21 protein-coding genes, 1 pseudogene and 1 riboswitch are annotated in these 21,691 nt (G+C 44.3%); of the genes and pseudogenes, 3 read left to right on the top strand and 19 right to left on the bottom strand.

Translation table 11 applies throughout. The features are described from left to right. Positions 1-12: 12 nt before the first annotated feature. A riboswitch (cobalamin riboswitch) is annotated at positions 13-202 on the bottom strand. Between the two features lie 35 nt (positions 203-237). After that, entirely contained in the window at positions 238-804 is a 567-nt protein-coding gene (locus DMO16_RS20940; protein ID WP_061972007.1) for a GNAT family N-acetyltransferase, read from the bottom strand. 173 nt (positions 805-977) lie between these two features. Further along, the gene (locus DMO16_RS20935) at positions 978-2,051 is read right to left on the bottom strand and encodes a tartrate dehydrogenase (protein WP_129479915.1); all 1,074 of its coding nucleotides are present in this window, start codon (positions 2,049-2,051) and stop codon (positions 978-980) included. A gap of 197 nt (positions 2,052-2,248) precedes the next feature. Here DMO16_RS20935 and DMO16_RS20930 point away from each other — a divergent pair. Then, positions 2,249-2,613, top strand: a pseudogene (locus DMO16_RS20930) (tryptophan-rich sensory protein). Here the strand turns inward: DMO16_RS20930 and eno are convergent. The 9 genes from eno to cspD all read right to left on the bottom strand — a co-directional run bounded on the left by eno (position 2,603) and on the right by cspD (position 12,027). Next, positions 2,603-3,895, bottom strand: coding sequence for a phosphopyruvate hydratase (gene eno, locus DMO16_RS20925; RefSeq protein WP_129479914.1), 1,293 nt, complete (start codon positions 3,893-3,895; stop codon positions 2,603-2,605). The pseudogene DMO16_RS20930 and the gene eno sit on opposite strands and share 11 nt — an antisense overlap. 94 nt (positions 3,896-3,989) lie before the next feature. After that, complete coding sequence (gene gpmI, locus DMO16_RS20920) at positions 3,990-5,525, bottom strand: 2,3-bisphosphoglycerate-independent phosphoglycerate mutase (protein ID WP_129479913.1); 1,536 nt, start codon at positions 5,523-5,525, stop codon at positions 3,990-3,992. Beyond that, a complete protein-coding gene (gene tpiA / locus DMO16_RS20915; RefSeq protein WP_061972003.1) occupies positions 5,518-6,279 on the bottom strand; it encodes a triose-phosphate isomerase in 762 nt (253 codons plus the stop codon). The genes gpmI and tpiA overlap by 8 nt, the downstream gene beginning before the upstream one ends. A 107-nt stretch (positions 6,280-6,386) precedes the next feature. Continuing rightward, complete coding sequence (locus tag DMO16_RS20910; protein ID WP_129479912.1) at positions 6,387-7,571, bottom strand: phosphoglycerate kinase; 1,185 nt, start codon at positions 7,569-7,571, stop codon at positions 6,387-6,389. Positions 7,572-7,763: 192 nt separating this feature from the next. Next, on the bottom strand, positions 7,764-8,771 hold the full coding sequence (gene gap, locus DMO16_RS20905; RefSeq protein WP_129479911.1) for a type I glyceraldehyde-3-phosphate dehydrogenase: 1,008 nt from the start codon (positions 8,769-8,771) through the stop codon (positions 7,764-7,766). Between the two features lie 80 nt (positions 8,772-8,851). Then, a complete protein-coding gene (locus DMO16_RS20900) occupies positions 8,852-9,874 on the bottom strand; it encodes a sugar-binding transcriptional regulator (protein WP_129479910.1) in 1,023 nt (340 codons plus the stop codon). A gap of 168 nt (positions 9,875-10,042) precedes the next feature. After that, positions 10,043-10,294 (bottom strand): glutaredoxin family protein, encoded by a 252-nt coding sequence (locus DMO16_RS20895; RefSeq protein WP_425590044.1) that lies wholly within the window; start codon positions 10,292-10,294, stop codon positions 10,043-10,045. Between the two features lie 96 nt (positions 10,295-10,390). After that, positions 10,391-11,710, bottom strand: coding sequence for an RNA polymerase factor sigma-54 (rpoN, locus tag DMO16_RS20890; RefSeq protein ID WP_164988979.1), 1,320 nt, complete (start codon positions 11,708-11,710; stop codon positions 10,391-10,393). 116 nt (positions 11,711-11,826) lie between these two features. Beyond that, positions 11,827-12,027, bottom strand: coding sequence for a cold-shock protein CspD (cspD, locus tag DMO16_RS20885; protein ID WP_061971998.1), 201 nt, complete (start codon positions 12,025-12,027; stop codon positions 11,827-11,829). Between the two features lie 262 nt (positions 12,028-12,289). On the opposite strand from cspD, the gene yvfG reads away from it, so the two are divergent. Both yvfG and clpP read left to right on the top strand, forming a co-directional pair. Then, positions 12,290-12,502: a protein YvfG gene (gene yvfG, locus DMO16_RS20880; protein WP_061971997.1), complete on the top strand. Its 213-nt coding sequence runs from the start codon at positions 12,290-12,292 to the stop codon at positions 12,500-12,502. A 237-nt stretch (positions 12,503-12,739) separates the two neighbouring features. Then, a complete protein-coding gene (gene clpP, locus DMO16_RS20875) occupies positions 12,740-13,339 on the top strand; it encodes an ATP-dependent Clp endopeptidase proteolytic subunit ClpP (protein WP_061971996.1) in 600 nt (199 codons plus the stop codon). Positions 13,340-13,554: 215 nt separating this feature from the next. Here clpP and DMO16_RS20870 read toward each other — a convergent pair whose 3' ends face one another. From DMO16_RS20870 to tyrS, 8 genes are all read right to left on the bottom strand, one after another. Continuing rightward, the gene (locus DMO16_RS20870; RefSeq protein ID WP_061971995.1) at positions 13,555-13,812 is read right to left on the bottom strand and encodes an HPr family phosphocarrier protein; all 258 of its coding nucleotides are present in this window, start codon (positions 13,810-13,812) and stop codon (positions 13,555-13,557) included. A gap of 41 nt (positions 13,813-13,853) precedes the next feature. Next, complete coding sequence (gene whiA, locus DMO16_RS20865; RefSeq protein ID WP_061971994.1) at positions 13,854-14,798, bottom strand: DNA-binding protein WhiA; 945 nt, start codon at positions 14,796-14,798, stop codon at positions 13,854-13,856. 85 nt (positions 14,799-14,883) lie between these two features. Continuing rightward, the gene (locus DMO16_RS20860; protein WP_061971993.1) at positions 14,884-15,828 is read right to left on the bottom strand and encodes a gluconeogenesis factor YvcK family protein; all 945 of its coding nucleotides are present in this window, start codon (positions 15,826-15,828) and stop codon (positions 14,884-14,886) included. Then, positions 15,829-16,704 carry an RNase adapter RapZ gene (rapZ, locus tag DMO16_RS20855; protein ID WP_061971992.1) on the bottom strand — a complete coding sequence of 292 codons (876 nt, stop codon included), beginning with the start codon at positions 16,702-16,704 and terminating at the stop codon, positions 15,829-15,831. It lies immediately after the preceding gene. Positions 16,705-16,776: 72 nt separating this feature from the next. Continuing rightward, positions 16,777-17,235, bottom strand: a complete 459-nt coding sequence (locus DMO16_RS20850) for an NUDIX hydrolase (protein WP_061971991.1) — start codon at positions 17,233-17,235, stop codon at positions 16,777-16,779. 237 nt (positions 17,236-17,472) lie between these two features. After that, entirely contained in the window at positions 17,473-18,417 is a 945-nt protein-coding gene (trxB, locus tag DMO16_RS20845) for a thioredoxin-disulfide reductase (RefSeq protein ID WP_129479908.1), read from the bottom strand. A 102-nt stretch (positions 18,418-18,519) separates the two neighbouring features. Continuing rightward, complete coding sequence (locus DMO16_RS20840) at positions 18,520-20,121, bottom strand: tetratricopeptide repeat protein (protein WP_129479907.1); 1,602 nt, start codon at positions 20,119-20,121, stop codon at positions 18,520-18,522. 278 nt (positions 20,122-20,399) lie between these two features. Further along, complete coding sequence (tyrS, locus tag DMO16_RS20835) at positions 20,400-21,644, bottom strand: tyrosine--tRNA ligase (protein WP_129479906.1); 1,245 nt, start codon at positions 21,642-21,644, stop codon at positions 20,400-20,402. Positions 21,645-21,691 lie beyond the last annotated feature (47 nt).

Here is a 21,691-nt window from a genome sequence, read left to right as displayed (position 1 = left end):
TTTCCTCGAAGGATCGCACATGCGGCTAAGGCAGGTCTCCTGACTCTCGGTCATCGAACATCTTCTCCTTCCCATTCTTTAACGAACAGTGGATATAAAAGAAGCTCTACCGATTACAGTGGCGGGACCGTGCTGGGATTGAACCAGCTTCCCTTTTAACGTTTTATTTGACATAAAACGGACCTTAACCGTTATTCAGCTATTTTCATTATAACGCTTTGCCGTAAAATGAAAAGGTTATTTTACGGCCGCCTTATGGGCAGCCGCCGACTCGTGCTCCTGCCAGTCTGATTTCAGGAGGCCTAGCACGTGTATATCATAATAGCGCTCCTCATCATAGTGAGCCAGCCGCCTGATCCCCTCTCTTTTAAAACCAAGAGTATCAAGAAGATGCAGGCTTCTCTCGTTATATTCGAATACCTCTGCATCTATCCTGTGCGTTTCCTCCTGAAATAGATGGTGAAATATCCCTTTCAAAGCTTCGCGCATATATCCTTTTCCTCTCTCCTCGCCCAGCCCGAACCGGAGCCACCCGAAACGCTGAATACTCCCCATCCAGTTAAAGCGGACATAGCCCACCGGCTTCCTGCTTTTCTTTTCCAATACCATCAAATAAGTTTCATTTGGGAGTACAAGGCTTTTTTCGATATCCTGCCTCTGGTTGCCTTCGTTGATAATGGTCATGCCTCCGGTAGACATCTTTCGAAACAAAGGATCGCTTTTCCAGTGAGCGATAACCCCTGCATCACTCGATTTGATTTCGCGGATACAGAGCCGTTCAAGGTTCATTTCGAACATCGACATGTTTCTCACTCCCCCTTCAATCTCCAAAATTCTATTGTTGTAATACTTATCATAATATGAGTCTATGTAACAAGGAATATCTATCTTTATGTTCTTCTTAAAACCTGTTTGATTCACATCACGGAGTCAATCAGAAAAAAGCAGGCCACATGTTAATATGACCTGCTTCTTTATCATTTTGAAAGTGCTTCGCTTTTAAGAAGTCGTGAGCAAATTTCATCAGCAACCACATTGGTTGTAGACTTCCCTCCAATATCGGGTGTTTTATATTGATCCTCGGTCACTTCCTCGATGACATCAATAAGTCTCTGTCCCAGCTCAGCTTCACCAAAATGATCCAGCATCATTTTGGCTGTCCATATCTGTCCAATCGGATTGGCAATATTTTTGCCAACGATGTCAGGAGCAGAGCCATGGACCGGCTCAAACATGGAAGGATACTTTCCGTTCACATTCAGGTTAGCAGCCGGAGCAATTCCGATACTTCCCATAATGGCTCCGCCGATATCCGTTAAAATATCACCAAATAAATTACTAGCAACGATTACGTCAAAGATTTCCGGTTTCGTGACGAAGGCCGCTGCCAGGGCGTCGATATGATAAGAGGCGGTTCCAATATCAGAATAATCCTTTTGTACATCTCGAAACACTTCATCCCAGAACGGCATCGAATGAACAATTCCATTGGATTTGGTTGCAGACGTCACATGGTTCTTACGCTGTTTGGCAAGGTCAAATGCATATCTCATTGCCCTTTCCGTGCCCTTTCTTGTAAAAACCGCATTCTGTATCGCCGTTTCATCCTGGCCGCTGTGAATCCTTCCTCCTACTTCACTGTACTCTCCTTCACTGTTCTCTCTCACAACGAGGAGATCAAAATCTTTTGGATTAACAAGTGGTGAACGAAGTCCTTTGAAATATTTAGCCGGGCGGATATTGATCGTTTGCTCAAATGCCCTTCTAATTTTAATGAGAAGGCCCCATAAGGATATATGATCGGGAACCATTTCCGGATTTCCCACAGCCCCCAGAAAGATCGCATTAAAATTTTTTAGCGTTTCAAGTCCTGACTCCGGCATCATTTCTCCATGTTCAAGGTAATATTCACAGCTCCATGGAAATTCGGTAAAGCTGAATTTCAAGCCGCCGTGGAGCTCAGCAATAGTGTTCAGAACGTTTAATGAAGCCGGAACCACCTCTTTGCCTATTCCGTCTCCCGGTATAACCGCAATATCAAAATGCTTCAAGACTATTTCCTCCTCTTTCCGTTAACTTACGTATCCGTTTTCATTATGCGCTCTGTTGTTTAAATTTTCAATCTTATTGACCGCTTGTTTACCACCACCGCTCTATCGGAAATTGGCATTTATCCGGCATTCTGCTTTCCGCTACTAAACATACTAATGAAGAAGACACGACTTGATTTTTAAAGGAAGAAACATCCATGAAAAAAAGCGTCTTCGTTTTCATCCTGCTCTATGCGGGGTATGATGCGTTAAACAAACCTTCGTGGACCCCTTCCGGACAAACCATCGGCATGATATGGGCGGCAGCCGTGATTTATCACAAATACGGTTTCCGGCCGAAAGCATTCTGGCTGCTGTTTGTGATCAATTACGTGGTCAACCAGCTTTTCAGTTTTTTTCATTTTGTGGTTGCTCTGACAACACTGCTGCTGATAATCGTTGCCGTCAGGCTTTCTCCAAGCTCACGGCCTGGCTCCTCGTCCCTTATTTGCTCTGGAATAAAAAAACAGGCTGGAACCAAATGGTTCCAGCCTGTTTTTATATTACTAAAATTACTTTTTAAGGTTGTAGAATGCGCTCAAACCAGGGTAGCGGCTGATGCTTGCCAATTCGTCTTCGATGCGAAGAAGTTGGTTGTACTTCGCTACGCGGTCCGTACGGGACGGAGCACCTGTTTTGATTTGGCCGGCGTTTGTTGCTACTGCGATGTCAGCAATTGTGCTGTCTTCACTTTCACCAGAACGGTGAGAGATAACTGCAGTGTAGCCTGCACGTTTTGCCATTTCGATTGCGTCGAATGTTTCAGTCAACGTACCGATTTGGTTCACTTTGATCAGGATGGAGTTACCCACGCCTTGCTCAATTCCTTGAGCCAGTTTGTTTGTGTTAGTTACGAAAAGGTCATCCCCAACAAGTTGAATTTTGTCGCCAAGACGGTCAGTCAACAGCTTGTGGCCTTCCCAGTCGTTTTCATCCAAACCATCTTCGATTGAGATGATTGGGTATTTAGAAACAAGATCTTCATAGAACGCAACCATTTCTTCAGAAGATTTAACTACACCCTCACCAGAAAGGTGGTATTTTCCGTCTTCTTTGTTAAAGAGCTCGGAAGAGGCAACGTCCATTGCCAAACGAACTTCTTCTCCAGGCTTGTATCCTGCTTTTTCAATAGCTTCCATGATTGTTTGTAGCGCTTCTTCGTTAGAAGAAAGGTTAGGAGCGAATCCGCCTTCGTCACCAACAGCTGTGTTCAATCCTTTTTCTTTAAGAACCGATTTCAGGCTGTGGAAGATTTCAGAACCCATACGAAGTGCTTCTGAGAAAGTCGGAGCGCCAACAGGCATTACCATGAATTCCTGGATGTCCACGTTGTTGTCGGCATGCTCTCCACCGTTCAGGATGTTCATCATTGGAACTGGAAGAGTTTTAGAGTTGAATCCTCCAAGATACATGTATAGAGGAATACCAAGAAGGTCTGCAGCAGCACGGGCAACCGCCATGGAAACACCTAGGATGGCGTTAGCTCCCAATTTCCCTTTGTTTTCAGTTCCATCAAGCTCGATCAACGTTTTGTCGATGCCGACTTGATCCAATGCATCATAGCCAATCAATTCAGGAGCGATAATGGTATTTACGTTATCTACTGCTGTTTTTACACCTTTACCAAGGTAACGGCCTTTGTCTCCGTCTCGAAGCTCAACTGCTTCATATTCACCTGTTGATGCACCGCTTGGAACGATGGCACGTCCGAATGCACCGGACTCTGTGTAAACTTCTACTTCTACTGTTGGATTCCCGCGGGAGTCCAATACTTCTCGAGCATAAACTTCAATAATTGCTGACATAGTTATTCTCTCCTTTTCAATTGTGGTTAATATTTCAGGAATCAGGCGAACCTCCAGGGGCCCACTGTTGATTGCCTGATTACGGTTGCATGATTCAATCTTTGATCAATGATTCGCCGGTCATTTCTTTCGGCTGCTTGCCGCCAAGCAATGACAGGAATGTCGGAGCGAGATCGGCGAGTTTGCCGCCGTCCCGAAGTTCAATGTCTTTTTTCGTTACAATAACCGGCACCGGGTTGGTGGTGTGAGCAGTCATAGGCTTGCCTTCGAGCGTTACCACTTCATCAGAGTTTCCGTGGTCAGCTGTAATAATGGCATAACCGTCTTTTTCAAGAATGGCATCGACTACCTTGCCGAGACATTCATCGACAGCTTCAATTGCTTTAATTGTAGGCTCGAGCTTACCGGAATGTCCAACCATATCCGGATTGGCAAAGTTCAAAATAATCGCGTCATGCTTCTCAGCTTCGATCTCTTTCACTAGAGCATCGGTTACTTCATATACGCTCATTTCCGGCTTCAAGTCATACGTCGCTACTTTTGGAGAGTCAATCAGAATCCGAGTCTCACCTTCAAATTCAGCTTCGCGTCCGCCGCTGAAGAAGAACGTGACGTGCGGGTATTTTTCTGTCTCTGCAATACGCAGCTGCTTGTAGTTTTGCTGAGATAGCACTTCACCCAGTGTGTTATCCAGGTTCGTCGGCTTGAATGCGACATCGCCTTTTACCGTTTCACTGAAGTTTGTCAGACACACAAAGTGAATGTCCTTTGGAAACTTGTCTCCACGGTCAAATCCGCGGAAGTCTTCGTTTGTGAACACCTGGGAAATCTGAATGGCACGGTCCGGACGGAAGTTACAGAAAATAATTGAATCTCCATCCTGAATTGTAGCCACCGGCGTTCCGTCTTCGTTCTTGAGAACGGAAGGAAGAACGAACTCATCGTAGATTTCATTTTTGTAGGAGTCTTCCACCACTTCAAGCGGATCGGTATAATCAGGTCCTTCGCCATAAACCATGGCCCGGTATGATTTTTCTACACGATCCCATCGCTTGTCGCGGTCCATTGAATAGTAACGGCCGGACAAGGTTGCAATTTGTCCTACACCAAGCTCTTTCATCTTATCAAGCGTCTCCTGGATGTAACCTTTTGCCGATTGCGGAGGAACATCCCTTCCGTCCAGGAAGCCATGAAGGTATACCTTTTCTACTCCCTGTCTTTTGGCCGTTTCAAGCAAGGCAAAAATATGGTCGATGTGACTATGGATTCCTCCATCGGAAAGAAGGCCGAAAATATGAAGGTTTGTCCCTTTTTTCTTCACATTGTCCATGGCATCAATGAACGTAGGGTTTTCATAGAATTCCCCTTCTTTGATCGCAAGGTTTACACGGGTAAGACTCTGGTAAACAATACGGCCTGCACCAATATTCAAGTGCCCGACTTCTGAGTTCCCCATTTGTCCCGGAGGAAGCCCAACCGCTTCACCGCATGCAGTCAAATGATTGTGGGGATAAGTTTCCCAATATCGGTCAAAGTTTGGTTTCTTTGCGTGCGCTACGGCATTTCCTTTTTTTTCATCGCGGCATGCAAATCCATCAAGAATAATCAGTGCTACAGGTTTGTTAGGCATTGTTTACACCTTCCAAAAGTTGAAGAAAAGACTGCGGTTCAAGGCTTGCTCCTCCAACAAGAGCTCCGTCAATATCGGACATGCCCATCAATTCTTTGATGTTGCCTGGCTTTACACTGCCGCCGTATTGGATACGGACTGCGTCTGCCGCTTCTTGTGAGAATTGTCCAGCAATCACACTGCGGATATAAGCACATACTTCATTGGCATCTTCAGAAGAAGCTGTTTTTCCTGTACCGATTGCCCATACTGGCTCGTAAGCAACCACAGTACACTTGACTTGTTCTTCAGAAAGGCCTTGAAGCCCTTTTTCCGTTTGTGACTTAACGACATCTTTTGTTTGATCAGCTTCACGCTGTTCAAGCGTTTCACCTACGCACACGATTGGAGTCAATCCATGTGAGAATGCTGCCTTTGTTTTTTGGTTAACAAGCTCATCTGTTTCACCAAAATATTCACGGCGTTCGGAATGGCCAAGAACAACATAGCCAACTTCAAGATCCTTCAGCATAACCGGGCTGATTTCCCCCGTAAATGCTCCGCTTTCTTCATAATGCATGTTTTGCGCACCTACTCCAAGGTCAGTTCCTTTTGATGCTTGTACAAGAGCGTCAAGGAACAATGCCGGAGCACAAACGACAGAATCCACTGTGTCAGCAGACGGAATGGATCCTTTCACTTCTTCGACAAATGATTTTGCCTCTGAAAGTGTTTTGTTCATTTTCCAGTTTCCTGCAATAATCGGTTTTCGCATGTTTTTCACCTTCCTAAGAACGTACAAAGCGCCCGCAAGGTTCAGAGGACAATGCGGGAGATTGCACGAATCTTCGTCGATTTCTTTTCAAATGAAATACTTAGGACTTACTTGTCGTTCAGTGCAGTAACTCCTGGAAGCTCTTTGCCTTCCATGAATTCAAGAGAAGCACCGCCACCTGTGGAGATGTGGCTCATTTGATCAGCATAGCCAAACTTTTCAACGGCTGCTGCAGAATCTCCGCCGCCAATCACACTGTAAGTGTCATTTGCCTCTGCAAGTGCTTCTGCAATGGAGCGAGTACCTTTAGAGAACGCATCAATTTCGAAAACGCCCATTGGCCCATTCCATATTACAAGTTTCGAATTTTTAATGGTGTTTTGGTACTTTTCAATCGTTTTCGTACCAATATCAAGACCTTCCCAATCAGATGGTATGGAATCAATGCCTACCACTTTTGTATTGGCATCATTAGAGAAATCGTCCGCAACAAGGATATCTTCAGGAATCAGGAAGTTCACGCCTTTTTCCTTCGCTTTCTCCATAAAGCTCTTCGCGGTTTCGATTTTGTCTTCTTCGAGCAGTGATTTACCAACATCATAGCCTAGCGCTTTGATAAATGTATAGCCCAAACCGCCGCCGATGATCAGGTTGTCCACCTTATCAAGAAGGTTATTGATTACATCAATTTTGTCCTTTACTTTTGCGCCGCCGATGATGGCTGTAAACGGACGTTCAGGATTAGATAGAGCTTTTCCAAGCACATCAAGCTCTTTTTCCATCAAAAAGCCTGCAACTGCCGGAAGAAGCTTTGCAACTCCCTCTGTGGATGCATGGGCACGGTGAGCCGCACCAAACGCATCATTCACATAGACATCTGCCAATTCAGCAAATTTTTGCGCCAGTTCAGGATCATTCTTTTCTTCTCCAGGATAAAAACGGACATTTTCAAGAAGGATGACGTTTCCGTTCTCAAGGCCAGTCAGTGCCTTTTTCACTTCTTCCCCGTAGGCTTCATCTGTTTTGACAACTTCTTTTCCAAGAAGATTGCTCAAACGCTGGGCTACCGGGTTTAAGCGAAGCTCTTCCACCACTTGGCCTTTCGGTCGTCCAAGATGGCTGGCCAACAGCACTTTGGCCCCTTGCTCTGTTAAGTATTGAATCGTTGGGAGAGCCGCACGAATTCGAGTATCGTCGGTAATTTCTCCATTTTCCATCGGAACATTAAAGTCAACGCGGCAGAACACCACTTTGCTGTTAACGTCGATGTCACGAACTGTTTTCTTGTTCATAAGTATAACCTCCTGACAGTCTTGAATAGAGAAGAAGAGAATCCTTGGTTCACAACCTAGTTTAACCTAAAACAGGCATGAGAAAACGGGAAGTTCAGATCAATGCCCGCCTCCCATAAAATCAGTGCTTTCAAAGGAAAGAGGGTAAGGGCCTTTAACAACCCTTCCCCTCCAGTTTAATTCTCTCTTTTATTAAAGGCCTTTTTTAGCAATAAAGTCAACAAGGTCTACAACACGGTTGGAATAACCAGTTTCATTGTCATACCAAGAAATAACTTTTACCATGTTGCCTTCCATAACCATTGTAGAAAGACCATCAACTGTAGAAGAGTTAGTGTTTCCGTTATAGTCAGTTGAAACAAGCGGCTCGTCGCTGTATCCAAGAATTCCTTTAAGAGGGCCAGCTGCGGCTTCTTTCAATGCTGCGTTCACTTCGTCAGCAGAAACTTCTTTGTCAAGTTCAGCAACAAGGTCAACTAATGATACGTTTGGTGTAGGTACACGCATGGCCATACCGTTAAGTTTTCCTTTAAGCTCTGGAAGTACTAGTGAAACGGCTTTTGCAGCACCAGTTGTTGTAGGAATGATGTTTTCTGCAGCAGCACGTGCACGACGGTAATCTTTGTGCGGAAGATCAAGGATCTGCTGGTCATTTGTGTAAGAGTGAACAGTAGTCATCATACCGCGTTTGATACCGAATTTTTCGTTAAGAACCTTAGCAAATGGTGCAAGGCAGTTTGTTGTACAAGAAGCGTTGGAAAGAACGTGATGGCTTCCTGCTTCGTATTTGTCTTCGTTAACACCCATTACGATGGTGATATCTTCATCGCTTGCAGGAGCAGAGATGATAACTTTTTTAGCGCCAGCTTCAAGGTGTTTAGCAGCATCTGCACGTTTTGTGAAACGTCCAGTAGATTCAACAACAACTTCTACACCAAGGTCTCCCCATCCCAATTGAGCTGGGTCACGTTCAGCCAATACTTTGATTTCTTTTCCGTTTACGATTAGTGAATTTTCACCAACTTCAACAGTAGCATCAAGTTTGCCATGCACTGTGTCATGCTTTAATAGGAAAGCAAGCATGTTTGCATCAGTTAAATCATTTACTGCCACTACTTCAACCTCAGGGTTGTTTAGTGCTGCACGAAATACGTTACGACCAATACGGCCAAATCCATTAATACCAACTTTAGTTGCCATTTAAAATGACCTCCTTATTTTTAGAAGAAAAATATAGTTAAAGAGCAATGCTCTTTAGTCACAAAAAGTTACATAGATTTTCATGTTCCTGAAAGAAGTTTATTAGCGACTCCTTCATCAGTCACCAGAACTTTTTTCGGACCATGTTTCATAAATGCTGCAATGGCTTCCGCTTTCGAAGAGCCACCGGCAACAGCCATGATAAAATCACTATGCTTCAGGTCGTTCAATTGAAGACCTATCGTTCGAACGCGATGGACAACTTCTCCTTTTTGATTGAAGTAGTAGCCAAAAGCCTCCGCTACAGCTTTTTCGCGTTCGAGCTTTTCGAGCACAGCAGAAGAAGAATTTCTTCTGTTTGCCATTGTTTTAGCATCGCCAATCCCATGGATGACTATACTTGCGGAATGAATCAGTTCCATCACTTCTTTTACCCCGGGTTCTTCCATCAGTGAGAGGTAGGTTTCCTTGCTCAGTTGATCAGGCAAATGAAGCAGACGGTATTTCCCTCGGGCTTTTGCTGCCATGGTCGAACAAATGGTGTTCGCCTGGTTTTCGACTTTTTCCCCAAGACCGCCTCTGGCCGGTACAAACAGAAGATCCTGGTCTTTCGTTCCGGGTGTCATCATTTCAGCGACTGAGGCAGTGGTTGTTCCACCGGTTACCGCAATCACATGATGACCGGTGAGCTCCAGCTTAAGCCTCATGGCAGCCGCTTTCCCCATTTCGTTTTTAATCCATGGCTCTTTATCACTATCACCCGGAACAATAATCACTTCCGACAAACTTAAGTTTTCCCTTAACCTCATTTCTAAAACGCGAAGACCGGAAAGTTCATTAATAAGAACTTCAAGCCGTTCAAGGACACTCAATCCTTCTTGTGTCAGTGACATTCCTCCAGGAAGAATGGACAGCAGCCCCTGATCTTTCAAAAAGTTAACTTCGGAACGGAGAACCCTTTCCGTCATATTAAGGTTAACTGCAAGATTTCGTCTGCCGATTGGTTCATGGAAACGAACAATTTTTAAAATGCTGTACCGTTTTGTCATGACTTCCAGAAGATCTGGCAAAAGCTTCTTCTGTACTTCTATTAAATCGTTCATCGTGCATTCCCCTATCTTGTATACGGCAGAACATCAGAGGAGTCCAATACCACAGGGACAAAAATAGTCCCGGATAGTCATTTTGCGTCCCGACTAGGGGATAAAAAAATGACTATCGTTTAAGTCTTCTTCATTCTAACAAAAGATGTGACAACATTTCAACAAAAATTACTTATTAATTGTTAGTAAGCGCTTTCTTAACTTCTCTTTATTGATTTGTCCGTATTGAAGCTCTTCACCCTCTGCCGCTATTACCGGGATCATCAGCCCGTATTTTTCAATCAATTCGTCTGACTGGTAAATATCAATCTTGCGGATCTCCAATGGCATTTCTTCCTGGAGCTCCTCTAATATCATATGTGCTTTATCGCAAAGAGGACAGTGATTTTTCGTATAAAAGGTAATGGTAATTGGACTCATTTAGTTGTTCCCCCATTGGACTCGTTTTATTCATCTAATTTTACCATGTTTTTCTTTTAACGAAAAAAGAAAAACAGCTCTTTGGCTTAAGAGCTGTCATGAGTACCTTTTCCGTTTGGATGAAGAAGGGATATTCAATTCTTCTCTATATTTCGCTACAGTTCTTCTTGAAATACTTAACCCTTTTTCCGAAATCAGCTTTTCGGCAATCGCCTGGTCCGAAAGGGGTTTGGCTTTGTCCTCGGAATCAACCAGTTTTTTGATCGCGAGCTTTGCGGTTTGTGCAGATGCATTCTCTCCGCCTACTGTTTCTATCTTGGCTGTAAAAAAATACTTTAGTTCAAACGCTCCTCTTGGCGTCTGAATGACTTTGTTTTTGACTGCCCGGCTGACAGTTGATTCGTGCATACCGATCCGGTCAGCGACCTCCCTCAAGGTCATGGGAACAAGGTGCTCCGGTCCCCACTTTAAAAATCGCTGCTGAGCTGATACAATCTCTTTGGCAATCATGATCAGCGTGTTTTTCCGCTGCTCCAGACTCTTTTGCAGCCATTGAAGCTTTTGGAAGTGTTCCTGCAAGTATTGTGCAGCCCCGCCGGCTTTTGTTTGGAGAAGATCGGCATAGCCTTCATTCAACCGGATTTTGGGCGTAAATTGTTCGTTAACGGCAAGGGAATAGCTTCCATTGTTCTCGGTGACGGATAAATCGGGATACAGGTAACCCATATCAGATGGCTGTGAGAGTTTCCTGCCTGGTTTAGGATCAAGTGACTGAATAAAGTCTGCCGCCTGTTCAGCCTCCTGGACGGTAACAGCGAGCAAACTTGCAATCTGCCTCAGTTTTCTCTCTGCGAGCAGATCCAGATAGTGATCCGCCACCTGATACGGCAGATCATGCTCTGACATCCCCAATGCCTTCATCTGAAGAATCAGGCATTCCCTTAGGTTTCTTGCTCCTATTCCAGCCGGCTCCAGCTGATGCAGCCAATCGATGCACTCATGAAATAAAGCAGAAGGAATGGAAAAGCGTTCAAGCATTTCCTCCTTGGTAATGTCCAGATACCCTGCTTCGTCAATATTCAGTATAAGGTAACGCACCACCGCTGCCTGGTTTTCAGGAATAGGCATATCAAGCACCTGATGAAGAAGATGGTCATGCATGGTTAATTCGGCCGGCTGCATCCTCCCGATTATGTCAGCATCCTGGTGAGAACGGTCCTTTTGAAGCGCTTTCTTTTTACTTTTCTCGAAAACAGCGGATGATTCGGTCAACTCGATTAACGGGTTCTCTACCGCCTGTTCCTGTAAAAACCGAGAAAGTTCATAGCAAGGATATTGCAGGATGGCAATGGCCTGGCGAAGCTCAGCTGTCATAACAAGACTTAAGTTTTGTTGTTGAAATAAACCCAGCTCCATACGAATCCCTCCTATAGCTATGATACTACAGATTCGCAAAGCACAACACTTTTTCTTAATAGAAGCTGTTTCCAAAAAACAAAAAAGAGCCATGACTGGCTCTTTTTATCACGCTATTAAAGTTTAGTAACGTTAGCAGCTTGTGGTCCGCGAGCACCTTCAACGATTTCGAAAGATACTTCTTGACCTTCGTCTAAAGATTTGAAACCTTCAGATTGGATTGCAGAAAAGTGTACGAATACATCGTCTCCGCCTTCAACTTCGATGAAGCCGAATCCTTTTTCTGCGTTAAACCATTTTACTTTCCCGTTTTGCATGGGTATATCCTCCTGTCAGCGCATTTAAAGCGCTTTAAAAATTGGAACCATGTTACATTGCTACTAACTAAAAGCAAAACATTTACCGTTTACATCCAGCATCATAACACGTATATGGTCAGCACAACTATATCACGGGAATTTCCAATTGTCAAAAGGAGGAGAAATATTATTTAATGTTTACACCCTGAAATTTTTCATTAGGGTAGTAACAAGGAATCTGATACGATATAAACAGTTGAAAAAAAGGAGTGCTAAAACAATGGCTGAACAATTTTCAGTGAAATTTTTCGAAGAGAACTTTTTGCAATATATCGAGCGGAACAAGGATGTGTTTACAAAATCCCATGCCATGAACGCGTATTACCGCTCCATCGTAGGCACGCTCATCAACGACCATTTAAATAAGAACGGAGAAATTGTCAGGCGGATCCGCAACTTGGAAGAAGCGTACAACAATATAAAAAATTCGTAAGGTGCAGACGGTTATCTGCTGGCACAACACTCTTTATCTCTGAAAACTTTAGGGCGGGCAGGTTTAAATCCCTGCAACCCGGGAATGATGAAGATAGTCCAAACATATTGTTAAATAAAGGATTGTTGCGCCTCTACATAGAATTAACAAATAAGAAGCTTTTCGTTTGACCTTTTTTGACCTTTTTTGTATGATGACAGTAACACATGAAAACACACCCTAAAAGGAGGATTATTCATGAATTTAATTCCTACAGTTATTGAACAAACAAACCGTGGCGAACGCGCATATGATATCTACTCCCGTCTGTTAAAAGACCGTATTATCATGCTTGGAAGCGGAATTGACGACAATGTTTCAAACTCCATCGTGGCCCAGTTGCTCTTCTTGGCTGCCGAGGACCCTGAAAAGGATATTTCCCTTTACATAAACAGTCCTGGCGGATCCATTACAGCTGGTATGGCGATTTATGACACCATGAACTTTATTAAGCCAAATGTTTCAACGATCTGCATTGGTATGGCTGCTTCCATGGGAGCATTCCTGCTTGCAGCCGGTGAAAAAGGAAAGCGTTATGTCCTACCGAACTCTGAAGTCATGATTCACCAGCCGCTCGGCGGAACACGCGGTCAGGCAACGGATATCGAAATTCATGCCCGCCGCATCATCCAAATGCGTGAACAACTAAACAAGATTCTTTCCGAAAGAACTGGACAGCCACTTGAAGTCATCGAGCGCGACACCGACCGCGACAACTTTATGCTGGCTGAAGATGCTGTAAAATACGGATTGGTTGACCGAGTGATTTCTTCTGTCGAAGATCCAAAAAACCTTTAAAACAATAAAAAAAGCCGCTCGCCAATGAGCGGCTTTTTTCAATTTGGAGGGTGGAATGAATTTTTACAACGTCTTGATTTCCATCGGCGTAATTGTTATCTTTCTAGTGATTCTTGCAATGTTCGCCAAAACAAAAAAATAACAAAAGGGCAAAAGTGGAATAACGATGATCTCATCATCACAAACCGCTTTTGCCCCTTTATTTGTTGCTTGTCCTAGTCGCGTTCTGTAATAAAAGCTTCAAGCCCCTTCATGGCTTCTTCTTCATCATGGCCGCTCACAGAGATGGTAATATCCACGCCTGAACCAATGGCAAGGCTCATGATACCCATAATGCTTTTTGCGTTTACACGCTTTCCGTCTTTTTCAACAAACACTTCCGAATTGTAACGGTTCGCTTCCTGAACAAACAAGGCTGCGGGACGAGCTTGCAGTCCAGTTTTCAATTGAACGGTTACCTGCTTTTCAATCATGGCTGTTCCTCCTTAATAGATATATAAAATGATGGGGTGCTTTATTTAGAAATGGGTTGGCCTAAACGAATTTTGTTAGCGATTTCATCGATCTTACGCAGACGGTGATTGACACCGGATTTGCTGACAGGTCCGGAGGAAACCATTTCCCCGAGCTCTTTCAGTGTGATTTCCTGATGAGCCACCCTGAGTTCGGCAATTTCACGGAGCTTATCGGGAAGCACTTCTAGTCCAACCTCATTTTCAATAAACTTAATGTTTTCAACCTGCCTCATCGCTGCCCCGACTGTTTTATTCAGGTTGGCTGTTTCGCAGTTTACCAGACGGTTCACCGAGTTTCTCATATCCTTTAAAATCCTTACATCCTCAAAGTACAGCATCGCATTGTGCGCGCCGATCAGAGTCAGGAATTCGGATATTTTTTCACCGTCCTTCAAATAAATAATATACCCTTTTTTCCGCTCGAGCATTTTCGCTTTAAGATCAAAGGTATTCATTAATTCGCAAAGAGCGGCAGTATGTTCTTCATACATGGAAAAAATCTCGAGATGATAGCTTGTCTCAGGATGGTTAATGGAACCGCCCGCAAGAAAAGCTCCTCTCATGTATGATCGGCGGCAGCACGCTTTTTTTTGAATCTCATCTGCAATGCCGCGGTTAAATGTAAAGGTTTCATCTATAATATTTAAATCCTCAAGCAGAGTCCTTGCTTCCCGAGTCAGCCTTACAATATAGACATTGTTCTTTTTCAGCCTCATCTTTTTACGGACAAGAAGCTCTACATGAAAGGAATATACTCTCTTAATCAATGTATAGATTCGACGGGCGATTGCTGCATTTTCAGTTGGAATGTCCAAAACAATCTGACGGTTGGAAAAAGAAATGGAGCCATTCATCCGAATAAGTGCCGCCAGTTCCGCCTTTGCACAGCAATCTTTGATTTCAAGCTTGGTTAGTTCTTTTTTGGTTTCTGCTGCAAATGACATCTTTTTCTCACCCCTCTCCTGTCCTGTACGGTAACGTGAGGGTAACACTGCTGCTGTCAGCCTGAATTTCTGATTATTTTCTTCGTTACAGCAACGAAAGAAGAAGTTCAGATACACGTCTCGCATCATGGCGTACTAATGTGCCGTATTGAATTATATTATCACTAATAATGTCAAAACCAAAAGATTTTAAACGTTCCATATCACATAGAACCTGCTCGGCTCCTTCTTCGCGATATAGCTCAAGAAACTCGGCAGGTATAATTTCATTGTTTACAATCACTACATCAATGATTTTTTCCCCAAAATGATCAATCAGTGCCTGCACATGGTCACTTGCTGAAAAGTGGTTGGTCTCCCCTTTTTGGGTCATGGCATTACAAACATAAACTCTAGGCACCGTTGACTTAGAAACTGCCTCCCGAATACCCCCAACCAATAAATTGGGAAGGATGCTCGTATAAAGGCTTCCCGGTCCCACCACAATTAAATCGGCCTCATTGATCGCATCCACGCTTGCTTGCAGCGGTTCTATATGGTCAGGTGTCAAAAATACACGTTTGATTCGTTTGTTCCGCAAAGGAATTTTTGATTCACCTGTGATAATTGATCCATCTTCATATTCTGCGTTTAAGATAACGCTTTTATTAGCTGCCGGAAGCACCTGTCCACGTACGTTTAACACTTTGCTTAATTCCTTGATTCCCATGACGAAATCCCCTGTGATATCATGCATGGCAGCAAGCAGCAAATTTCCGAGGGAATGCCCGGTAATGCCGTCACCGGTTGTAAACCGGTGTTGGAAAAGCTGTTCCACAAGCGGTTCTACCTCTGATAAGGCGGCAAGAACATTGCGTATGTCGCCTGGAGGAGGCATATCGTAATCTTTTCTAAGGCGCCCTGAGCTTCCGCCATCATCAGCGACCGTTACGATGGCCGTGATATCAACCGGAAACCTTTTTAAGCCTCTCAAAAGAACAGAGAGCCCTGTTCCCCCTCCCAGAACGACGACTTTTGATATAGGTTTCATTTATGACTTATCCTTTCCCATGTCACGATGGCTGCTCAACGTTACAAATTCCTTGGACAGAGCGTTTTTAATGTACTCTGCCAGAGCAACCGAACGGTGCTTGCCTCCTGTGCAGCCGATTCCGATAATCAGCTGGCTTTTTCCTTCCCGCTTATATTGCGGGATCATAAAGTTTAACAAATCGATCAGTTTTTCAAGAAACGTCTTGGTTTCCGGCCAGCGCAGTACATATTCTGAGATATCCGGCTCAAGCCCTGTCCTTGGACGCATATGATCGATGTAATGCGGGTTCGGCAAAAACCGTACATCGAACACGAGATCCGCATCAATTGGCATTCCGTATTTAAATCCGAACGACATAACGTTCACTGTAAACGGATGCGATTTTTCCGGTGAAAAACGCTCAATGATTTTTTCGCGCAATTGAATCGGTTTGAGGTCAGTCGTGTCGATCACCTGCTGTGCACGGCCCTTCAGTTCTTCAAGCATTTCTCTTTCCTGCATAATGCCCTGAAGAGGGTTTCCGCTTTTCGCCAACGGATGCGACCGCCGCGTTTCTTTATACCTGCGGACAAGTGCCGCATCTTTGCTTTCAAGATAAATAATTTGAGGCTGAATGTGCGAATGAACAGGAAGCTGGTCCAGCGTTGAAAACAGCTGGTCAAAAAACTCGCGGCCCCTTAAGTCCATAACAAGCGCCACCTTGTTCAGCTTTCCATGCGACTCTTCCATAAGCTCTACAAATTTAGGCAGAAGGGCGGGCGGAAGATTATCAACACAGAAGAAACCAAGGTCTTCAAAGCTTTGCATCGCTACGGTTTTTCCGGCACCTGACATCCCTGTAATGATTACCATTTGTACATCCTGCTTTTCCATGGCCGCTCTCCCCCTTGTCGAATCGGTTTGTCTATAGTGTATGTGAATTTCCGGCTCTCTGATAACCGTTTCTTATGCCGGATCAAGGCGGTATGATAAAAGTTCAAAATCCGGTGTATAAGTGAACGTTCCAAAAATCATTCCTGTTCCGGACAGGACATAGTCAAGAATGTGATGATCGCCAGGAGCCATCGGCAGGTTTCTTACTTCTGCAGCAGGTTTCCAGGCAAGCTTCCCTTCTTCACTTTCTTCCAATGCTTCTCCTTCAGCTTCGGTTGCTAAAAAGGTGAACATCATCCATTCAGAAATAATCTTGTCCTGCTCTTTAATAATAAAATTAAATACGCCTTTCAATTGAGGATTCTTGATGTAGATTCCTGTTTCTTCGCGATATTCCCGGATGACTGAATCCCTGATGGACTCCTCTGACTCCATCTTCCCGCCTGGCGCAACCCACCAGCCTCTTCTTGGTTTTTGCAGGAGGAGCACTTCATTTTCTTTAACTAGTACACAGTTTGTTACTCTTTGCACAATGTTCACCTCGATAAGCTGTTACATTAACTTTAGTATACTAAAAATGGGGGTCCCTCACAACGAACTCGTTCCGTCATTTTCCGAGGGTTTTTGCCGGCTCCACAAAAAAAGGGCGCGGAAGCTATCCGCGCCAAAGTCTTGCACTTTATAAAAAGGGGGTCAATTTCTTATTAATTATTGTACCCCTTTTTTATGTCACCACTGTTACATTCTGATTAAAACACAATTACGGATTTAGACTTTGATCCGTTCCTTCAATTCCTCAACATAATGCTGTGCAGACTGGGCCGCGATACTGCCATCACCTGTGGCGGTTACAATCTGGCGCAATGTTTTCTCCCTGATGTCTCCGGCAGCGAAAATTCCGGGAACTCTGGTTTCCATTAACTCGTTGGTTTCCACATAACCTGCCTCATTTGTAATTCCAAGGTTGAGGAACGCTCTGTTTAACGGAAGCATACCAACATAGATAAATACGCCATCCGCACCAAATTCACGTTCTTCACCCGTTTCCGTGCTTACAAGGGTCAGTTTGTTGACCTTGTTGTTTTCTCCGTGAATTTCCTTGACGGTGTGATTCCACAGGAAATCCACCTTGTCATTATCAAACGCACGCTGTTGAAGAATTTGTTGGGCACGCAGTTTATCACGTCGGTGAACAATAGTTACTTTGGTGGCAAAACGTGTGAGATATACGCCCTCTTCTACTGCGGAGTCTCCTCCGCCTACCACGACAAGCTCTCTGTTTTTAAAGAACGCTCCATCACAAACCGCACAGTAGGAAACGCCGCGTCCGCCAAATTCTTTTTCTCCGGGCACGCCGAGTTTTTTGTACTCTGCACCGGTTCCGATAATAATTGAACGCGCCTTGAATTGTTTGCTTCCAGTCACAACTGTTTTATATTCTTCACCATTGATAATTTCTTTTACATCGCCATAGGCATATTCTGCCCCGAACTTTTTGGCATGTTCAAACATTTTATTGGATAACTCAGGCCCCAGGATGGTTTCAAATCCCGGATAGTTCTCTACATCCTCGGTATTGGCCATTTGTCCACCCGGAATTCCGCGCTCAAGCATCAATGTGCTGAGGTTTGCCCGTGATGTGTAGACAGCAGCTGTCATACCGGCGGGACCTGCTCCGATGATTAGTACGTCGTAAATTTTCTCTTCACTCATCTTGATCCACTCCTTTTGTCCATCCCCAGAACATCTGTCTTTAGATATCGGATATTGTACCTACATGGTATAGGGCAAAAGCGGTTTCGTCCATCGATTTGCTCAATCCACCCGTTCCAGGCCCCGTTTAATAAACTGAATACGGGAGGCAAGCATGGAAACCGTAATTCCATACAACTCTGCAATTTGGCGCTGCGACGCGCCGTCTTTTCTTTTCCTTGCCACATAATCGATTGCTGCCGCAATGGCCGTATGATTCCTTAAAAGGGAACTGTCGGAACGGGCCAAAATCATGGTTTCAAGCCACAAAAACGTAACATCATCATCAATCGACGCGCCGTTCTCTTTTAGAATGGACAAAATGTTTAATCCGCTTGCCACAATCGGTGACATGGATTCAACCTGATGTTCCCCGTCTTCTCGTTTAATGGAAACTGGCATTTTAGGTTCCATCTCCAGTAACAGATGGGCTGCGACTTCCTTCAGAACCGAATGCTCATCAAGCCTTCCGCAAAACGACCTGAGCATTTCAATGTTTTCCTCGCTATTGTTCCCCCTCATCAGGGTTAAATGCACCAATTTATTTTTTTGAAGGCCGCGCGTCACATTATTAAATCGCTGCACAAAATCGCGTTTTTGGGCTATTTCCTGTTTAGCCATCCAAGGGACACGGTACTGGTAATCTGTCCCTGTGACCGTAAGTAATCCATCTCTTGCTTGTTTTAAATAGTAAGGGGCCACCTGTCCATCGGGATCGATTTCCTGTGCCTTTGACCAGCAATTGAGGGCCCGTTCCTCCTTTCCTGTGGCAAAATAAGAAACTGCCAGGAAATGAAGATAAGCCGGGTCATTGAAATAATAATGCTTGTTGATAGAAGCCAGCCAGCGGTTCGCATAGTCATGCTCATTGAAATACCCAAATGTACTGCCCAGCTTGTAACGGTGATCGGGATGGATGGGGAAAACCTTCTTCAGGCTCTCCACCAGCTGTGCTGCTTCATCCATTCGGCCCAGCTGTTCATAAAAAATGGCAAGGTTGCACAAAGCATTTAAGTTGCCTGGGTTTTTCTCAAGAATTTGGTTCAGCACGCCCAATGCTTCGTCATATTCTTTTAAATAAAAATGCGTCAATGCAAGATTGTTATAGGCCGCCCAGAACGAAGGATGCTTGCGGATCAAGTCTGCCAGCTGAGCCTTTGCTTCGGCAAGCTCACCGTTTTCAATACTGCTACGTGCCTCTTCATGCCCGACAATCAGCTCCTCTTCTTCTGTCAGCGGCTCGCTTCCGGTTTCAAAGTGGATGAGATCCAGCAATTCAAGTGCATCATCAACAAATTCGCCGTCCGGGTCCTTTCTCATGTATAGAGAAGCGTACGTTTCGGCCTCTGCAAACATTCCCATATGCGCATAATTGTTTGCCATGAAAAAATAGCATTCACTAATGTCCTGTCCCATTGTTTCAAGAACCTGATCTAAATACAGGTTTGATCTATCATATTCACCCAGCTCGGCCAATGTGGTGGCCAGCTGGCAATAAAATGTCGGTTCTTCCGGCTGTAAGTGCACCGCCCGTTCAAAAAAACGCTTTGCTTTATTTAAATCCTTTTTCTGATAAGCTTTAATACCCCGATGGAAATAGTCGGTTCCATCCTGCATGAAAGGAAGTATTCGCATGTCACTTTCCGCGTGTTTTTCCTTTTTCATTCTTTCCTCCAATTCTATGTAAAAAGGTCCATTACATAGCCTTTTTTTCTCTCCGTTCCATTCAACCCAAAAAAGTATACCACACACCAAAAGTGTCTTGCATACCCTTTTTGTAACTTTGTCAAGGAAACTTTCGACAAAGGTTTTTTTATGCTTTCATATTCCTATATAAATAGATAAGATCGATTCCGCAATATCGATGTTGCAGACACTTTTTGTCATCCACTTCTTCTTGACAGAACATCACCGCCTCCCGAAAAAGGAAACGGTGTGATGATCTATAACGTAATTTTTAAGAACTTTCTTTTTCCTACTTGAATGATTGTATCATTTTTTATCTCAATCTCAAGTGATTTGTTTACCACTTTTTCCCCGTTCAGTTTAATTCCTCCGTTTTGGATCATTTTGCGCGCTTCGCTCTTGGACGGGAGCAGTTCCAACTCGACAATCAGATCGACTATCGGGATTTTGGGGGCTTTTTGCCACACGATGGTTGGTATATCTTCTGGGAGTTTTCTGTTTTGAAAAACCTGCTGAAAATGATGGGCTGCGCTCTCTGATGCCTTCCTTCCATGAAACATGGTCACGAAGTTTTCACCAATCATGATTTTGGCATCACGGGGATGAAGCCTGCCGCTCTTCAAATCCTCCTTCAGCAGTTTCTTTTTCTCAAGATCAAAATCAGTGGCCAAATCGATGTATTTGGGAATCACCTCGTCAGGAATACTCATCGTTTTCCCAAACATATCATTGGGCTTATCATGAATGCCGATGTAATTGCCCTTCGATTTTGACATCTTATCCACTCCGCCAAGACCTTCCAATAAAGGCAGCAGTATGACCGCCTGCTTTTCTTTTTGGTAGTGTTCTTGAAGCTGCCGCCCCATCAATACATTAAAATGCTGATCCGTTCCGCCAAGTTCGATATCACTTTCCAGAACCACCGAATCATAGCCCTGCATCAGCGGGTAAAAAAATTCATGAAGAGAAATCGGCTTTCCGGTGGTGATCCGCTGGCTAAAATCGTTCCGTTCCAGCAGCCTGGCCACGGTGATACTGCCCGCCAGCCGGATGACATCCTCAAAGTTCAGCAGGCGCAGCCACTGGGAATTATAGTGAAGCTCCACCTTCTTCATATCCAGGACTTTTCCGAACTGCTCAACGTACGTCTGTGCATTATGCTTAACCTCTTCATCTGTCAGCTGTTTCCGGGCGGCAGACTTACCGGTGGGATCCCCGATTTTTCCTGTAAAGTCTCCCACAATCAGCTGGATAATGTGGCCGTTTTGCTGAAACTGCTTCAGTTTTTGCAGCACGACGGTATGCCCGATATGAACATCCGGAGCGGAAGGGTCCAGACCCAGCTTCACCTTCAATGGCTTCTTTTTAAGCAACGATTTGGCAATCTTCTGCTTCAGCTCAAGGGCCGGAATGATTTCGTTCACGCCATTGGCATACAACGCGTATTGCCTTTCCATCTCTTTTCTCTGGAATGCAGACAGCTGCTCCATACTCTTGTTCATCAAAACCATTCCTTTCTGATTAATATAAAAAAACCACATCCCTGTAT

Origin of the sequence: Fictibacillus sp. S7 (assembly GCF_004127935.1) — a bacterium.
Classification (GTDB): domain Bacteria; phylum Bacillota; class Bacilli; order Bacillales; family Fictibacillaceae; genus Fictibacillus_C; species Fictibacillus_C enclensis.
This window is presented reverse-complemented; position numbering and strand designations above follow the sequence as displayed.

Excerpts from the sequence above, each read along its gene's own strand:
- DMO16_RS20940 (WP_061972007.1), bottom strand. The coding sequence starts at position 804 with ATGTCGATGTTCGAAATGAACCTTGAACGGCTCTGTATCCGCGAAATC.
- eno (WP_129479914.1), bottom strand. The coding sequence starts at position 3,895 with ATGTCAGCAATTATTGAAGTTTATGCTCGAGAAGTATTGGACTCCCGC.
- gpmI (WP_129479913.1), bottom strand. The coding sequence starts at position 5,525 with ATGCCTAACAAACCTGTAGCACTGATTATTCTTGATGGATTTGCATGC.
- tpiA (WP_061972003.1), bottom strand. The coding sequence starts at position 6,279 with ATGCGAAAACCGATTATTGCAGGAAACTGGAAAATGAACAAAACACTT.
- DMO16_RS20910 (WP_129479912.1), bottom strand. The coding sequence starts at position 7,571 with ATGAACAAGAAAACAGTTCGTGACATCGACGTTAACAGCAAAGTGGTG.
- gap (WP_129479911.1), bottom strand. The coding sequence starts at position 8,771 with ATGGCAACTAAAGTTGGTATTAATGGATTTGGCCGTATTGGTCGTAAC.
- DMO16_RS20900 (WP_129479910.1), bottom strand. The coding sequence starts at position 9,874 with ATGAACGATTTAATAGAAGTACAGAAGAAGCTTTTGCCAGATCTTCTG.
- DMO16_RS20895 (WP_425590044.1), bottom strand. The coding sequence starts at position 10,294 with ATGAGTCCAATTACCATTACCTTTTATACGAAAAATCACTGTCCTCTT.
- rpoN (WP_164988979.1), bottom strand. The coding sequence starts at position 11,710 with ATGGAGCTGGGTTTATTTCAACAACAAAACTTAAGTCTTGTTATGACA.
- cspD (WP_061971998.1), bottom strand. The coding sequence starts at position 12,027 with ATGCAAAACGGGAAAGTAAAATGGTTTAACGCAGAAAAAGGATTCGGC.
- yvfG (WP_061971997.1), top strand. The coding sequence starts at position 12,290 with ATGGCTGAACAATTTTCAGTGAAATTTTTCGAAGAGAACTTTTTGCAA.
- clpP (WP_061971996.1), top strand. The coding sequence starts at position 12,740 with ATGAATTTAATTCCTACAGTTATTGAACAAACAAACCGTGGCGAACGC.
- DMO16_RS20870 (WP_061971995.1), bottom strand. The coding sequence starts at position 13,812 with ATGATTGAAAAGCAGGTAACCGTTCAATTGAAAACTGGACTGCAAGCT.
- whiA (WP_061971994.1), bottom strand. The coding sequence starts at position 14,798 with ATGTCATTTGCAGCAGAAACCAAAAAAGAACTAACCAAGCTTGAAATC.
- DMO16_RS20860 (WP_061971993.1), bottom strand. The coding sequence starts at position 15,828 with ATGAAACCTATATCAAAAGTCGTCGTTCTGGGAGGGGGAACAGGGCTC.
- rapZ (WP_061971992.1), bottom strand. The coding sequence starts at position 16,704 with ATGGAAAAGCAGGATGTACAAATGGTAATCATTACAGGGATGTCAGGT.
- trxB (WP_129479908.1), bottom strand. The coding sequence starts at position 18,417 with ATGAGTGAAGAGAAAATTTACGACGTACTAATCATCGGAGCAGGTCCC.
- DMO16_RS20840 (WP_129479907.1), bottom strand. The coding sequence starts at position 20,121 with ATGAAAAAGGAAAAACACGCGGAAAGTGACATGCGAATACTTCCTTTC.
- tyrS (WP_129479906.1), bottom strand. The coding sequence starts at position 21,644 with ATGAACAAGAGTATGGAGCAGCTGTCTGCATTCCAGAGAAAAGAGATG.